This is a genomic window from Amycolatopsis samaneae (assembly GCF_039541975.1).
Taxonomy (GTDB): domain Bacteria; phylum Actinomycetota; class Actinomycetes; order Mycobacteriales; family Pseudonocardiaceae; genus Amycolatopsis; species Amycolatopsis samaneae.
In genome coordinates this window covers 49,753-65,214 of sequence record NZ_BAABHG010000020.1, presented here as the reverse complement: position 1 = coordinate 65,214, position 15,462 = coordinate 49,753, and the positions used below count along the sequence as shown (strand labels likewise).

General features: G+C 68.8%; 14 protein-coding genes and 1 riboswitch. Of the genes, 8 read left to right on the top strand and 6 right to left on the bottom strand.

The window, feature by feature from the left end:
* The first annotated feature begins 108 nt into the window (after nt 1-108).
* Genes ABD987_RS38780 through ABD987_RS38765 form a run of 4 tightly spaced genes read left to right on the top strand, consistent with a single transcriptional unit; the run spans nt 109 to nt 3,304 of the window.
* A complete protein-coding gene (locus tag ABD987_RS38780) occupies nt 109-1,062 on the top strand; it encodes a Rossmann-like and DUF2520 domain-containing protein (protein WP_378214097.1) in 954 nt (317 codons plus the stop codon).
* The gene (panC, locus tag ABD987_RS38775; protein ID WP_345406505.1) at nt 1,059-1,970 is read left to right on the top strand and encodes a pantoate--beta-alanine ligase; all 912 of its coding nucleotides are present in this window, start codon (nt 1,059-1,061) and stop codon (nt 1,968-1,970) included. Before ABD987_RS38780 ends, panC begins: the two co-directional genes overlap by 4 nt.
* Before the next feature lie 12 nt (nt 1,971-1,982).
* Complete coding sequence (gene panD, locus ABD987_RS38770) at nt 1,983-2,477, top strand: aspartate 1-decarboxylase (protein WP_345406502.1); 495 nt, start codon at nt 1,983-1,985, stop codon at nt 2,475-2,477.
* Nucleotides 2,478-2,521: 44 nt separating this feature from the next.
* Nucleotides 2,522-3,304, top strand: a complete 783-nt coding sequence (locus ABD987_RS38765; RefSeq protein ID WP_345406499.1) for a type III pantothenate kinase — start codon at nt 2,522-2,524, stop codon at nt 3,302-3,304.
* Nucleotides 3,305-3,423: 119 nt separating this feature from the next.
* Here ABD987_RS38765 and ABD987_RS38760 read toward each other — a convergent pair whose 3' ends face one another.
* From ABD987_RS38760 to ABD987_RS38745, 4 genes are all read right to left on the bottom strand, one after another.
* Entirely contained in the window at nt 3,424-3,849 is a 426-nt protein-coding gene (locus ABD987_RS38760; RefSeq protein ID WP_345406496.1) for a DUF6640 family protein, read from the bottom strand.
* 68 nt (nt 3,850-3,917) lie between these two features.
* Entirely contained in the window at nt 3,918-4,232 is a 315-nt protein-coding gene (locus tag ABD987_RS38755) for a DMT family transporter (protein ID WP_345406493.1), read from the bottom strand.
* Nucleotides 4,233-4,257: 25 nt separating this feature from the next.
* Nucleotides 4,258-4,321, bottom strand: a riboswitch (guanidine-III (ykkC-III) riboswitch).
* Between the two features lie 90 nt (nt 4,322-4,411).
* Complete coding sequence (locus ABD987_RS38750; protein ID WP_345406490.1) at nt 4,412-5,098, bottom strand: class I SAM-dependent methyltransferase; 687 nt, start codon at nt 5,096-5,098, stop codon at nt 4,412-4,414.
* 89 nt (nt 5,099-5,187) lie between these two features.
* The gene (locus ABD987_RS38745; RefSeq protein ID WP_345406487.1) at nt 5,188-5,961 is read right to left on the bottom strand and encodes a class I SAM-dependent methyltransferase; all 774 of its coding nucleotides are present in this window, start codon (nt 5,959-5,961) and stop codon (nt 5,188-5,190) included.
* A 93-nt stretch (nt 5,962-6,054) separates the two neighbouring features.
* Here ABD987_RS38745 and lysS point away from each other — a divergent pair, with 93 nt between their 5' ends.
* Both lysS and ABD987_RS38735 read left to right on the top strand, forming a co-directional pair.
* On the top strand, nt 6,055-7,566 hold the full coding sequence (lysS, locus tag ABD987_RS38740; RefSeq protein WP_345406484.1) for a lysine--tRNA ligase: 1,512 nt from the start codon (nt 6,055-6,057) through the stop codon (nt 7,564-7,566).
* Between the two features lie 150 nt (nt 7,567-7,716).
* A complete protein-coding gene (locus ABD987_RS38735; RefSeq protein ID WP_345406481.1) occupies nt 7,717-8,070 on the top strand; it encodes a histone-like nucleoid-structuring protein Lsr2 in 354 nt (117 codons plus the stop codon).
* Between the two features lie 857 nt (nt 8,071-8,927).
* Here ABD987_RS38735 and ABD987_RS38730 read toward each other — a convergent pair.
* Nucleotides 8,928-9,752: a (2Fe-2S)-binding protein gene (locus ABD987_RS38730; protein ID WP_345406478.1), complete on the bottom strand. Its 825-nt coding sequence runs from the start codon at nt 9,750-9,752 to the stop codon at nt 8,928-8,930.
* A 386-nt stretch (nt 9,753-10,138) separates the two neighbouring features.
* Between ABD987_RS38730 and ABD987_RS38725 the strand changes: the two genes are divergently transcribed.
* Complete coding sequence (locus ABD987_RS38725) at nt 10,139-12,697, top strand: ATP-dependent Clp protease ATP-binding subunit (RefSeq protein ID WP_345406475.1); 2,559 nt, start codon at nt 10,139-10,141, stop codon at nt 12,695-12,697.
* A gap of 286 nt (nt 12,698-12,983) precedes the next feature.
* Nucleotides 12,984-14,807, top strand: a complete 1,824-nt coding sequence (locus ABD987_RS38720) for an Hsp70 family protein (RefSeq protein ID WP_345406472.1) — start codon at nt 12,984-12,986, stop codon at nt 14,805-14,807.
* A 10-nt stretch (nt 14,808-14,817) separates the two neighbouring features.
* Here the strand turns inward: ABD987_RS38720 and pcp are convergent, their stop codons facing one another.
* Nucleotides 14,818-15,459 (bottom strand): pyroglutamyl-peptidase I, encoded by a 642-nt coding sequence (pcp, locus tag ABD987_RS38715; protein WP_345406469.1) that lies wholly within the window; start codon nt 15,457-15,459, stop codon nt 14,818-14,820.
* Nucleotides 15,460-15,462 lie beyond the last annotated feature (3 nt).

The following is a 15,462-nucleotide window of genomic DNA, read 5'->3' as shown; positions in this document are numbered from 1 at the left end:
GTCTGGTACCCGTGCGAAGAAAACGGGACTGGAACGAGCAAGGGAGTTCTCGCATGAGCGACGCTTGCGAGCGAATCATGGATATCATGCGCCAAAAAGGATTCAACACTGTCTCGCGAAGCGGGTCGATCGCATGAGCGTCCACGGACGTACGCCATGACGCGGCCCGCCCGCCTCGCGGTGGGCGTCGTGTCGGCCGGCCGGGTCGGCAGTGTGCTCGGTGCCGCGCTCGCCAGGGCGGGCCACGCCGTGGTCGCCGCGTCGGGGCTGTCCTCGGCCTCGCTGGCACGGGCCGAACGCATGCTGCCCGACGTGCCGCTGCTGCCGCCGGACGAGGTGGTGCGGCGCGCGGACCTGGTCCTGCTCGCGCTGCCCGACGACGCGCTGGCCGGCATGGTGCGCGGCCTGGTCGCCACCGGATCGCTCCGGCCGGGACAGATCGTCGTGCACACCTCCGGGGCCCACGGCGTCGACATCCTCGCCCCCGCCGCCGAAGCGGGCGTGCTGCCGCTGGCCCTGCATCCGGTGATGACGTTCACCGGCCGGCCCGAGGACCTCGAACGACTGGCCGCGTGCAGCATCGGGATCACCGCCTCGGGCGCGGACGAGGCCGCGTGGAACGTCGGCGAGGCGCTCGCCGTCGAGATGGGCGCGGAACCGGTGCGGGTGCCCGAATCCGCGCGTGCGCTGTATCACGCCGCGCTGGCACACGGCGCGAACCACCTGATGACGCTCGTCGCGGACTGCGCGGAACTGTTGCGGGCGGCCGGGATCGGCCAGTCCGAGCGACTCGTCGCACCGTTGTTGTCGGCGGCATTGGATAATGTGCTGCGGCACGGCGATCGCGCGTTGACCGGCCCGGTCGCCCGCGGCGATCTCGGCACCGTCCGTGAGCACCTTGCCGTGCTCGCCGGGCAGGCACCCGAGGTGGCCCCGGCCTATCGCGCGCTCGCCAGGCGCACGGTCGCGCGCTCGGTCACCGCCGGGTTGCTGAGCGGTGCCGCGGCCGCCGAGCTCTCCGATCTTCTCGACGATCCCGCCGAAGGGCAGCAGATCCAGTGACCACACCGAAATTCACCCGCGGCACGCTGAACACGTTCCAGCCGCCCGAGCACGTCAGCCAGGTCACCGGCGCGTTGCGCGCGGTGGGCCGCAAGATCTCCCTGGTGCCGACGATGGGCGCGCTGCACGCCGGGCACCGCGAACTGCTGCGCCGCGCGAAGCGGATCCCGAACGCGGTGGTGGCGGCGTCGATCTTCGTGAACCCGTTGCAGTTCGGCGAGGGCGAGGACTTCGAGGCCTACCCGCGCCCGCTCGACGACGATCTGCGCACGCTCGAAGAAGCGGGCGCGGAAATCGCTTTCGTGCCGAAGGCGTCGGATCTCTACGCCGAGGGCGCGACGGTGACCGTCCATCCCGGACCGCTCGGTGACGAGTTGGAGGGCGCGTCCCGGCCGGGGCATTTCGCCGGGGTGCTGACGGTCGTGGCGAAGCTGTTCAACCTGGTACGTCCGGACTACGCGTTCTTCGGGGAGAAGGACTACCAGCAGCTGGTACTGATCAAGCGCATGGTGGCGGACCTGAACATCCCCACCCGCGTGCTCGGGGTCCCGACCGTGCGTGAGCAGGACGGGCTCGCGTTGTCCTCGCGCAACGTGTACCTCACGCCGGAACAGCGTGCGGACGCGATGGTGCTTTCGGCCGCCCTCACCGCGGGGGCGTTCGTCGGGCGCGAGGGTGGCGAAGCGGTGCTCGACGCCGCGAACCGGACACTGGCCGCGCGGCCCGCGGTCGATGTCGACTATCTGGAGTTGAGGGGAACCGACCTCGGGCCCGCGCCCGTCGACGGTGAAGCACGGTTGCTGATCGCTGCCCGGGTAGGGAGCACCCGGCTGATCGACAACGTTCCGGTGCTGCTCGGCAAGGCAGCCGAGCATCCGGAGGCAGCTGAGTTGGACGCAGGGGAATAGGGAGAGTCCACGATGTACCGGACGATGCTGAAATCGAAGATCCATCGGGTCACGGTGACCCAGGCCGATCTGCACTACGTGGGGTCGGTGACCGTCGACGAGGACCTGATGGAGGCCGCCGACCTGTTGCCCGGCGAGCAGGTGTCCATTGTGGACGTCACGAACGGCGCGCGGCTGGAGACCTACGTCATCAAGGGGGAGCGCGGCAGCGGGGTGCTCGGGATCAACGGTGCCGCGGCGCATCTGGTGCACCCCGGTGACCTGGTCATCCTGATCTCCTACGGGCAGATGGACAACGCGGAGGCCGCCGCGTACCAGCCGAGGGTGGTGTTCGTCGACGCGGACAACCGGATCGTCGAGCGTGGTGCGGACGCCGGTCACGCGCCGGAGGGATCCGGCCTGCTCAGCGGCACCGTCACGTTGCCGGAGGAGGACACTATCGCGTTCCCGGTCGCCGAGACCGCGGACGCGCGCCGTCTCGACGCGTTGCTGCACGCGGAGAGCTGACCCACCCAGGACCGGCGGCGCCGACGCCGCAGTGAGGAAGATTCGTGCTGCTCGCGGTCGACGTCGGCAACACCAACATCGTGCTGGGCCTGTATTCGGGCGATGAGCTCGTCGGCGACTGGCGGATGCGCACCGACGCGCGCATCACCGCCGACGAGCTCGCGCTGACCATGCGCGGGCTGCTCGGTTCGTACGCCGACGCGGTCACCGGGATCAGCGCGCTGTCCACCGTGCCCGCGGTGCTGCGTGAGCTGCGGGTGATGCTGGCGCGGTACTACCCGAGGCTGCCGAAGATCGTGGTCGAACCCGGCGTACGCACCGGCGTCGCGCTGCTGGTGGACAACCCCAAGGAGGTGGGCGCGGACCGGCTGGTCAACACGCTGGCCGCGCACCACCTGCACAACACCGCCTGCGTGGTGGTCGACTTCGGCACGTCGACCAATGTGGACGCGATCTCGGCGAAGGGGGAGTTCCTCGGCGGCGCGTTCGCGCCCGGCATCGAGATCTCGGTGGACGCGCTGGCCGCCCGCGCGGCCGCGCTGCGCAAGGTCGAGCTCGTGCCACCGCGGTCGGTGATCGGCAAGAACACCGTGGAATGCCTGCAGTCCGGCATTCTCTACGGCTTCGCGGGCCAGGTCGACGGCCTCGTCCGGCGGATCGTGCGCGAGCTGTCGCCGGACGGGGTCGCGCCGGTCGCGGTGCTCGCGACCGGCGGGCTGGCCCCGCTGGTGATCGGCGAATCGGAGACCATCACCGAGCACGTCCCCGATCTGACGCTGCTCGGGCTGCGCCTGGTCTACGAGCGCAACGCCCGCAAGACCCCGTAAGTAAGGCGAACTCGCGTACCCAGGGAGTCGGTTGGCGTACCTGGAGGGTCGGCTGGGTGGCCGACCGTCTGGGTACGCGAGCCGACCTTCCGTGAACGCGAGACGACCGGTCGTGATGCTCAGGTGGCTTTGGCCAGCCGTCGGCGTTCGAGCAGGTAGCCGAGGCCGGTGAGGGCCAGCGCCGGGAACGCGATCTTCGCCTGGGGGAAGCGTGCGGTGCCCGGCGGGTCGACCGCCTTGCTGCCCGGATAGGCGAGCGCCGAGATCTGCGTCAGCCAGTACAGCGACGCCAGCGTGGCGCCGGTGTCGAGGCTCGTGCGTGCCGATCCTGGGGCGCGCCAGAGCTGGTAGAGGCTGCCGAGCCCCAGCGCGAGCCCGAGGCTCATCGTCTGTCCGTTGTGGAACTTGGCGTGCGGCGGCCACGCCGGGTTGTGTACGTGGGTCTCGTTCCAGTCGGCCTTGTACGGCCCGGCAGCGGTCGCCAGCGCGGTGACCGAGATCAGTGCCCGCCCGATGCCGCGTCCGCGCAGCCGTGGTACCCGCATGAGGTTTCCCGTTCGTCGATGGGTTTTCTCCCAGTCTCGTAGTTCGAGTCAACTGGAGGTCAAGGCGTCTAGTGCAGGAGTTTCAGTCCGACGACGCCCGCCACGATGAGTACGAGACATGAGATACGAGCGGCGCTGACCGGATCGCCGAGCGACACCATGCCGTAGATCGCGGTGCCGATCGCGCCGATGCCGACCCAGACGGCGTACCCGGTGCCGAGCGGGATCTCGCGCAGGGCGAAGGCGAGCCCGCCCATGCTGAGCAGCAGTGCGACCCCGAAGGTGACGCTGGGGAGGAGTTTCGAGAAGCCCTTCGAGGCGCCGAGCGCGGCGGCCCAGACGGTCTCGAGGAAACCGGACAGGACAAGGACAAGCCAGGACATGGTCGAACCTTTCGCAGTGGTGGCCACTGCGTCGTCTTGTCCTGACCGGGTACGACGCTCTCGTCCGGGACCACCCCGAGCGGCGCGGTCACCTTCGACGATAACACCGCCCGGCCTCCCCGCCCGGTGATTTCGGTCGCCACCGCAGGCACCTTGAAGACGTTTCGTACTGCGCGCGATCAGCGACGTTCGGCGACCATCAGCACCCGCCGCGTCATCAGATCCTGGTTGATCCGCTGCTGCTTCAGATGTGCAGCGCTCTCCACCGGATCTTCCCCGCTTTCCGCGGCGAGCGCGTCCACCTCCTGGAGCATCAATTCGTTGATCCGCAGCTGCCGCTCCCGCCACGCCTCGGTCTCGTCATAGGCGAGCACGGTGAAACCCGCGGCTTCGAGCAGCGGGCGGTGATCCGATACCTGTGGCGGGCGATTCACCGGCTGACCATGGAAATCCCAGGTCGTGGCCACCAGCCGGCCGCCGGGAACGAGGATTCGGGCCAGTTCGGCGCACGCGGCGGCCTTGTCGGGGGCGAACAACAACGCGTCCACGCTCATCACGGCCTGCACGGACGCGGCGGGCAGGCCGGTTTCGGCGAAGCTGCCGAGCCGGAATTCCGCCCGATCGGCCCTGCCGAGCGTCTCGGCCCGCTGTCGCGCGGACTCCAGCGCGGTCTCGGCTATATCGATTCCGATCAGGGATGAATTCCGCTGCGCGGAAACCCACAGGCCCGGCCCGCCGCGCCCACAGCCGATGTCGGCAATTCTGTCGCTCGGCGAAGCCTGTGTTTCCGCTGTGAATCTCCGTAGGTCCGTTTTGGTGACGTAGCTGTAGACGTCGAGGCCCGCCGGATATTCGTCGCCGAACACCTCGGCGTGGATGCGGGCCTGCACCGCCGACGCCGGTTCACCGAACACCGAGGTGAACACTTCCGCCCAGTTCGTCCGATCCATCGAGGTCACACCCTTCGCGCACGGAAAACCGACGTGACGATCGGCAGGTCGAACTCGCCGCCCGCGGTCTCCGGATTCGACTCGAGGAATGCCAGTGCCGCGCCCAGCACGGCGTTCGCCTCTTCGGCGGACGCGACGAGCAGGTGCGAATGCGTGGCCACGGTTTCCACGAGAGTTTCTGCGGTACGCCGCTGCGAGTGCGGGAAGATCTCCCGTTCGAACGCCCCGAAGGCCGGATGCGCGGGCACCACGTCCGGATCGTCGAGCCATACCCGGCTGACCCCGGTTCTGGTGAGTGCGCGGAACTCGGCGACCCATGGCACCGATTCGTCGTCGTGGTTCCACAACGCCACGACTACTCCACCCGGCCGAACCACTCGTGCCATTTCGGTGAGCGCGGCATTGGTGTCGAACCAGTGAAATGCCTGGCCGACGACGACCGCGTCGGCCGAACCGCCGGGCAACGGGATGTTCTCCGCGGTCCCGGCCAACGCGGTGACCTGCGGCAACAGCCGGGAGAACTCGGCACGCATGCCGGGATCGGGTTCGACGGCGGTGACGGCAAGGCCCAGTTCGGCGAGGCCGAGGCTCACCTTGCCGGTCCCCGCCGCGAGATCCACCGTCCGAACAGGCGTGAAGGCGGCTCCGGAAAGGCCCCAGGACAATGCTTTCCGCGGGTAGCCGGGGCGATGCCGGGCGTATGCGGCCGCGTGGGAGCCGAAGGACGCGGCCCGCATGGCACGCAGTTCCCGCGCGTCACCGGCCGACGGTTCGTTCACCTGCCCAGGGTAAACGAGGGAAATACCGCGGGGCACTGCGCGAACGGTAATCCGGTTGGCGTAGGCGAGCGGTGAGTTCGTACGCTATGGGCCATGAACACCAATCCCCCTTCTGGCGACACGCCACCCGAAGACGATCTGCCCGAACAGATGCGGGTCCGCCGGGACAAGCGTGCGCGCATCCTCGAGGAGGGGATCGACCCTTACCCGGTCGAGGTGCCGCGAACGCACTCGCTGGAGCAGGTGCGTGCCGCGCATTCCGGTTTGCCCGCCGACACCGCCACCGGTGAAGTGGTCGGCGTCACCGGCCGGGTCATGTTCATCCGTAATACCGGCAAGCTGTGTTTCGCCAGCCTCCGTGAGGGTGACGGGACCGAATTGCAGGCGATGATCAGCCTCGCGAAGGTCGGCGAGGACGCACTCGCCGCGTGGAAGTCCGACGTCGATCTCGGTGACCACGTATTCGTGCACGGCGAGGTGATCACTTCCAAGCGCGGTGAGCTTTCCGTGCTCGCCGACGGCTGGCGGCTGACCTCGAAGGCACTGCGCCCGCTGCCGGTCGCGCACAAGGAGCTCGCCGAGGAAACCCGGATCCGGCAGCGCTACGTCGACCTCATCCTGCGGCCGAAGGCCCGCGATGTCGTGCGTACCAGGGCCGGAGTGCTGCGTTCGCTGCGCGACTCGTTCCATCGCCGTGGTTTCACCGAGGTCGAGACGCCGATGCTGCAGACGCTGCACGGCGGCGCGGCGGCACGCCCGTTCGTCACGCATTCGAACGCCTTCGATCTCGATCTGTATCTGCGGATCGCGCCGGAGCTGTACCTCAAGCGCTGTGTCGTGGGCGGTATCGAGAAGGTTTTCGAGATCAATCGAAACTTCCGGAACGAGGGCAGTGACTCCTCGCACTCGCCCGAGTTCGCGATGCTGGAGTACTACGAGGCCTACGCCACATATGACACCAATGCGGTCATGACGCGGGAGCTGATCCAGGAAGCGGCCGAGACGGTGCTCGGTACCCAGGTGGTGACACTCCCCGACGGTTCTGACTACGACCTTTCCGGTGAGTGGACGACTCTCGGAATGTACGAGTCGCTGTCCGAAGCGCTTGGTGAAGAGGTCACCCCGGAGACGCCCGCCGGCAAGCTGTTGGCGTTTGCCGAGGCCAGGGGCCTGGAAGTCGATCCGAAGCTCGGTCACGGCAAGCTGGTGGAAGAACTGTGGGAACACCTCGTCGGTGATCATCTCCACGCGCCGACATTTGTCCGTGATTTTCCGCTGGAGACCTCGCCGCTGACCAGGCAGCATCGGAGCAGGCCGGGAGTGGCGGAGAAGTGGGACCTCTACGTTCGCGGATTCGAACTGGCCACGGGTTACTCCGAGCTGGTCGATCCGGTCGTGGAACGGCAGCGGCTCACCGAACAGTCGCGGCTCGCGGCGGAGGGTGATAGCGAAGCCATGCGGCTCGACGAGGATTTCCTGCGCGCCCTGGAGTACGGAATGCCGCCGAGCGGTGGTGTCGGAATGGGGATCGACCGGTTGCTCATGGCGCTGACCGGGCTCGGTATCCGGGAGACGATCCTCTTCCCCCTCGTGCGACCCGAATAACCCGCTCGTGTGACGGATAGCTGACGGTTATCTCAAACGAGATTTGCGCTGGCTCCGATCAGCGGGTATTAATGTGCTAGACAAAGTCTTCTGTTCCGGGGCTCGCCCCGTAACCAGATCGTTTCGAGTAGCAAGCCCAGGAGGAAACAGATGGCACAGAAGGTGCTCGTCTCGCTGGTCGATGACATCGACGGTACCGAGGCGGAGGAGACTGTCGAGTTCGGTTTGGACGGTGTCGCCTACCAGATCGACCTCTCCGCGGAAAACGCGGAGGAGTTGCGGGACGTCCTGGCGCAGTATGTAGAGCACGCCCGTCGTGCCGGTGGTCGTAAGCGTGCCCCGATTCGCCCGGCGGTCGGAGCCAAGGCGTCGGCGCGCCCGGCGACGGTCGACCGCGAGCAGAACCAGGCCATTCGCGCGTGGGCCCGCAAGAACGGCTACGCGGTTTCCGACCGCGGCCGCATCCCGTCCGAGGTGGTCGAGGCCTACCACAAGAAGAACTGACGGCGTGCGTCGCCGCCAAGCCGCCGGAATTTCTCCTTCCGGCGGCTTTCTTCGTGTCCGGGGATGTCTCCGATCTTCGTGAGCACTTCTCACGTACTCGCCGGGCGACAGGTCGGTTACCGTGCGGAAATCGTGGGTGAAGTGTGACTGGTCACGATAGCCCAGTCGCACCGCCAGACCGGCGTAATCCGGCGGCCCGGTCACGCCGATCCGTCGCACCGCGTCGTTCGGCCGATATACCCGGATGGCCCACTCGGGGATCGGCCGGCGAGTTCGGTGTACGGCCGCTGCCGACAACGGAAGCCGAGCCGGGTGGCCGCGATTGTTTCGACCGCCACGGCGGCCCGTGCGGCCGAGGCGGGAAGCATGGGGAATTTGCGATCAGCAAGTTGTCGATCGCCTCGGCCATTTCGTGATCTCCTGGCCGGTCCGGATCGATTCCGTCGCCACCCGGCGGCCGGATCGAAGACTTCAGCCAGCGGCATCGAGAGGTCTGTGCTATTTCGTCCTGGGCTCGCCGAGGCTGTGTTGTTTATCGCGATCGGGCACCGGGGAGCTCGGTGTCGACGCGTGTCGGGGGCATGACCGGCCAATTCGCATTCGTCCCGGCCGCCGCGGCCGAATTCCGTCGTGTCGCTCACTTCGGCCGACCTCGCCCTTCGCACGCCGTGCGAGACCGGCACCGACCGCGATGGCCGGTATCCCGCTCGCGTGCTCGGCCGAGATTTCGTCTATTCGACGGGAATTGCCGATGTGGTCCCGGCGGGCCGCGACAATGTGACCGTTCGGGTATCTCGCGTGCCTGGATGGAGAACTCGCGTGCCTGGACGGACGACTCGCGTGCCTGGAGGGTCGGCTCAGCGGTAACAGGTGCGCGGGCACTCCGCGCATTCGGTTTCTTCCGGCAGGAGATAGGAGAAGCAGCAGCTTTCGCGGCGGCGGGCCCACTCGCGGTGCCCGTCGGGGCCGGTCTCCATCCGCAGGGTCGAGGCCGAGGTCAGCGGCGGGAACCGGGCGTCGAGCACGAGGGCGGCGTCGGCGACCCCGGCGCCCTCGGCCTCGGCCGTGCCGCCCTGCTTGCCCGCCCACCACAGCGAGTTGTCCAGCGCGTCGGTCGCCGCGGCCCACAGCATCCGGCGGCCGAGCCTGCTGCCCGGCGCGTACGTGCGGACGAACTTCGCGGCGTGGGCGACGTAGTTCGCGCGCAGCACCGCGGCGAGGGCGTGCTCGTCGCGCACGACCGTCGCCTCCGGCCGGGCGGACCCGGGATCGGTCGGCAGGCAGTGGAAGCCGTCGCCGAGCACGGCCATCCCGACCGGGTGCGGCCGGTCGTCACCCAGCTCGAACGCCAGCTCCGCCGGCTTCAGCGAGGGGACCCGGCGCTCGTGGTGCAGCAGCAGCGCGCCGACGTACGCGGGCACGTGCAGGTACCACGACATGACGTAGCTCGCGGTGGTGCGCTCCGGGGCCTCGCCGTGCTCGGTGAGCAGCCAGTCGTGGAGCAGCTTGCGCCAGTTCTCGAACCGCTCGGGATCCTCGAGCAGGTCCGCGCACCTCAGCCAGCCCTCGGGGGCGTCGCGGCGGATTTCCCCACGCTCCTGCGCCCCGTCGACCCGCCGGAGCGAGGCCGCGAGGCCGTCACCGACCTCATGTGCGTCGCGGCGGGACCGCTGATGGTTCACCCGCGGTCCTCCTTCGGCGACGCAGCTCGACACCACCTGTCACTTAGGTCTGCCTAACCTTACATACTTTTCGTCACTACGCCAATCGGGTAACCAGGACGTGGGAACTTCCAGGGTGCGGACCTGTTCGCGGTGAGCGGACACGGCCCATCCGGTGGAATCCGGACGGGCGATCGCACGTTGGACTTGACGTAAAGGTGCAGGGCAACCGGATGATGAGTGGTGCCCGCACGGATAGCCGTACGGGTGCGATCAGGCCGCGAAGAGTCGTAGTGGTACGCCAGCGCTACCACTTGGCTACTAGAGTGGTCTCACGGTGCTGAATCCATCGCGGTGCAAGCACGCGATGGAAACGGGCCGCCGGCGCAGCAGTCGAGGGAGTGCACATGTTTGAGAGGTTCACCGACCGCGCGAGGCGGGTGGTTGTCCTGGCCCAGGAAGAGGCCCGGATGCTCAACCACAACTACATCGGCACCGAGCACATCCTCCTGGGTCTGATCCACGAGGGTGAGGGTGTCGCCGCCAAGGCGCTGGAGTCGCTGGGTATCGCCCTGGAAGGCGTGCGCCAGCAGGTCGAGGAGATCATCGGCCAGGGCCAGCAGGCGCCGAGCGGGCACATCCCGTTCACGCCGCGGGCGAAGAAGGTGCTGGAGCTGTCGCTGCGGGAGGCGCTGCAGCTCGGCCACAACTACATCGGCACCGAGCACATCCTGCTCGGCCTGATCCGCGAGGGCGAGGGCGTCGCCGCGCAGGTGCTGGTCAAGCTGGGCGCGGACCTGAACCGGGTGCGCCAGCAGGTGCTACAGCTGCTCTCGGGCTACCAGGGCGGCAAGGAGTCCGCGGAGACCGGCTCCGGCCGCGGTGAGGGCACGCCGTCCTCGTCGCTGGTGCTGGACCAGTTCGGCCGCAACCTGACCGTCTCCGCCCGTGAGGGCAAGCTCGACCCGGTGATCGGGCGCGGCAAGGAGATCGAGCGGGTCATGCAGGTCCTCTCGCGGCGCACGAAGAACAACCCCGTGCTGATCGGCGAGCCCGGTGTCGGCAAGACCGCCGTCGTCGAGGGGCTGGCGCAGAACATCGTCAAGGGCGAGGTCCCGGAGACGCTCAAGGACAAGCAGCTCTACACCCTCGACCTGGGTTCACTGGTCGCGGGCTCGCGGTACCGCGGTGACTTCGAAGAGCGGTTGAAGAAGGTCCTCAAGGAGATCAAGACCCGCGGCGACATCATCCTGTTCATCGACGAGCTGCACACGCTGGTCGGGGCGGGTGCCGCGGAGGGCGCGATCGACGCCGCGTCGATCCTGAAGCCGATGCTGGCCCGTGGTGAGCTGCAGACCATCGGGGCGACCACGCTCGAGGAGTACCGCAAGTACATCGAGAAGGACGCCGCGCTGGAGCGCCGGTTCCAGCCGATCCAGGTCGGCGAGCCGTCGCTGGAGCACACCATCGAGATCCTCAAGGGCCTGCGCGACCGGTACGAGGCGCACCACCGCGTCTCGATCACCGACTCGGCGCTGGTGGCCGCGGCGACGCTGGCCGACCGGTACATCAACGACCGGTTCCTGCCGGACAAGGCGATCGACCTGATCGACGAGGCGGGCGCGCGGATGCGCATCCGCCGGATGACCGCGCCGCCGGACCTGCGCGAGTTCGACGAGAAGATCGCCGACGTGCGCCGGGACAAGGAGTCCGCGATCGACGCGCAGGACTTCGAGCGCGCCGCGCGGCTGCGGGACGAGGAGAAGACGCTGCTCGGCCAGAAGGGCGAGCGGGAGAAGCAGTGGAAGGACGGTGACCTGGACGTCGTCGCGGAGGTCGACGACGAGCAGATCGCCGAGGTCCTGGCCAACTGGACCGGTATCCCGGTGTTCAAGCTCACCGAGGAGGAGACCACGCGTCTGCTCCGCATGGAGGACGAGCTGCACAAGCGGATCATCGGCCAGGAGGACGCGGTCAAGGCCGTGTCCCAGGCGATCCGCCGCACCCGCGCCGGCTTGAAGGACCCGAAGCGCCCGTCCGGTTCGTTCATCTTCGCCGGTCCGTCCGGTGTTGGTAAGACCGAGCTGTCCAAGGCGCTGGCGTCGTTCCTGTTCGGCGAGGACGACGCGCTCATCCAGATCGACATGGGTGAGTTCCACGACCGCTACACCGCTTCGCGGCTCTTCGGTGCCCCTCCGGGCTACGTCGGCTACGAAGAGGGCGGCCAGCTGACCGAGAAGGTGCGGCGCAAGCCGTTCTCGGTGGTGCTGTTCGACGAGATCGAGAAGGCGCACCAGGAGATCTACAACACGCTCCTGCAGGTGCTGGAGGACGGCCGCCTGACCGACGGTCAGGGCCGCACGGTCGACTTCAAGAACACGGTGCTGATCTTCACCTCGAACCTGGGTACCTCGGACATCTCGAAGTCCGTGTCGCTCGGCTTCGGTTCCGGTTCGGACTCGACGAACCGGTACGAGAAGATGAAGCAAAAGGTCAACGAGGAAATGAAGAAGCATTTCCGCCCGGAGTTCCTGAACCGGATCGACGACATCATCGTGTTCCACCAGCTCACGCAGGAACAGATCATCCAGATGGTCGACCTGATGATCGGCCGGGTCGAGACCCAGCTGAAGATCAAGGGCATGGAGCTGGAGCTGACCTCGAAGGCGAAGTCGCTGCTGGCCAAGCGCGGTTTCGACCCCGTGCTCGGCGCCCGGCCGCTGCGCCGGACCATCCAGCGCGAGATCGAGGACCAGCTGTCGGAGAAGATCCTCTTCGGCGAGGTCGAGGCGGGCCAGATCATCCTGGTCGACGTCGAGGGCTGGAACGGCGACCCGGACGAGAAGGACGACAAGGCACACTTCACCTTCCGCGGTGAGAAGAAGCCGACGTCGGTTCCCGACGCCCCGCCGGTCAGCATCGGCGCGAGCAGCGGTGAGGACACCACCGAGGCCGAGAACGACTGATCCCGGTCCGAGCCTGACGTGAAAGGGCGGTTCCCCGAACGGGGAACCGCCCTTTCGCTATGCGCGGGCGGGGTTGTGCGGGTTCATGCCCCGAAAGCTCCGTTCGAGACGTTCAGCGTCCTGAACGATGCGTTCGGGACATGGCACGTCCGTGAAAGCCCCCTTCCCAGCGCTCAAGGTAGGCAAGGAGGCCTTCACGGCATTCGCGACGCGGTGGGCCGGTGGCGAACCTCCACCTCTCACGGCGTGAGACGATGCGCTGGCCGGTCCGGGGAGGGTGAGGCGCGTGGACGTGCTGTCGATCGATTTCGGCACTTCGAGCACCGTGGGTGTGTTGTCGGCGTTCGGGCGCGGGCCGCGGGCCATCGAGATCGACGGGTCGGTCACGATGTCGTCGGCGGTGTACGCGGCCGAGGACGGGCTGCTCGTCGTGGGGCAGGACGCCGAGCGCCGGGCACGGCTCGAACCGAGCCGGTTCGAGCCCAATCCCAAGCGCCGTATCGACGAGGGCACGTTGTTGCTGGGCGACACGGTCGTCGAGGTGGCCGACGCGTTCGCGGCGGTGTTGCGGCGGATCGGCGAGGAGGCCGAGCGTCAGCTGAACCGGCCACCGGACCAGGTGCGCATCTCCCATCCGGCGGGCTGGGGCGCGGCCCGGCAGGAGATCCTGCGGCGCAGCGCGGTCAAGGCCAGGCTGTCCGACGTCCGGCTCGTGCCGGAGCCGGTGGCGGCCGCGGCGCACTACGCGGCGCTGGGCGGCCAGACCTCCCGCCGTCTCGGCCCGATCGCGGTGTACGACCTCGGGGCGGGGACCTTCGACTGCTCGGTCGTCGGGATCACCGAGCACGGATTCGCGGTGCTCGCCGAGGACGGGCTGCCCGACCTCGGCAGCCTCGACATCGACCAGGCGCTTCTTGTCCACATCGGACGGTCGGTGTCGCACGCCGATCCCGCGCAGTGGCAGCGGCTGCTGCGCCCGCGCACCACGGCCGACCGCAGGCTGCGCCGTTCACTGCTGCAGGATCTCCGCGACGCCAAGGAAAGCCTGTCGCGGCACCCGCGGACCGAGGTGCCGATGCCGGAGCCGTTCGGCGACGTCCTGGTGACCAGGGACGAACTCGAGGCGCTGGTCCGGCCGAGCCTGCTGCGCAGCGCCGAACTGCTGGCGGCCACCGTCGGACGGGCCGGGCTGACGCCCGCGCGGCTCGGCGGCATCTACCTCGTCGGCGGCCCCAGCCGGATGCCGTTGCTGGCGGGGCTGCTCGCCCAGCAACTCGGTGTCGTGCCGACGACACAGGACCAGCCGGAGACGGCGGTGGCGTTCGGGCTGCACCACGTGCCGCTCGGTGGTGCCGACGCGAACCTCACCGTGCCCGCCTTCGCACCGGTCCGTCCGGCGACGACACCGACGCCGCCGAGGCCCCAGCCGTCCTGGCCGGGCCCGCCGCCCGCGCCCCAACGGCCCGGCCCGCCATCCGCCGCGCCTCCCGCGCCGGGCTCGGGGCCGTGGCGGCCACCGGAACCCGCGCCCCGGCGTTCGGCGAAGAAGCCGCTGCTCATCGGTGCCGCCGTGCTGGTGGTGATCGCCATCGCGGTGACCACGGTGCTCCTGGTGAACAGCGGGGGCGGGGCGACGGCGAAGCCCGCGGACAACTGCACCGCCGCGGGCACCTTCGACCAGTTCGGCTTCACGCCCTGCCTGCGCCCGCTGGCCGGGACCGTGCCCGACCGGACCCGGTGCTCCGGCAACGCGACGGCCGCGAAAACGCTGAACGCCGTCGCGGCGGTCGACTGCACGGTGCCCATCGACACGTCCGGCACGGCCTCCCGCGTCACGACGATCAGTTACTACCAGGGGATCGACACCCCGGCGGTCGCCGCGCGGGCGAGCCTGAACCTGGGCGCGGCGGGCAACGTCACCGGGACCTGGACCGGCAGTGGCCTGCGCGGCAGCTACGTGGCAGGCGCGCCCAGCGGGGACGCGGGATTCGTGTTGTTCCAGGCCGAAGGGACACCCGCGGTCGGCGTCGTCGTGCTGCTCGACCGGACCACCATGCCGACCGCGCAGAGCATGGCCAAGTACTTCACCGAGCAGGTCAAACCGGCCTGAGGCGCCCGCGTCAGTGCAGCGCGCCCGCCGGGACGGCGAGATCCTCGGCCACCGACAGGGCCGTGTCGACGAGCGCCGCGAGCGCTTCGGTCGTGCGTGTCACGTCGAGACTCGGGGCGGCCGTCCCGGCGGCGGCGACCTGCTCCGGGCTGAAGGGCACGTGCACGAAACCGCCGCGCAGCCCGGGAAAGTCCGTGGTCAGCAGGTGCATGAGGCCGTAGAAGACCTGGTTGCACACATACGTGCCGGCCGTGTGCGAGACCGAGGCGGGTACCCCGGCGGCGCGGATCGTCGCCACACAGGCCTTGACCGGCAGGGAGCTGAAGTACGCCGCCGGACCGCCGTCGATCACCGGGACGTCCACCGGCTGGGCACCGGCGTTGTCCGGGATGCGCGCGTCGACGAGGTTGACCGCGACCCGCTCCGGGGTGACGTCCGGGCGGCCGCCCGCCTGACCGACGCACACCACGAGTTCCGGGCCGTGTCGCTCGATCGCTTGGCGCAGCGTGGGAAGCGAGGCGCCGAACTCGCAGGGCAGTTCGACCGCCGCGACGTCGTCACGGTGTGCCGCCAGCGCGGACACCGCCTGCCACGACGGGTTCACCGCCTCGCCGCCGAACGGCGCGAACCCCGTCACCAGCACCTTTGCCACGGT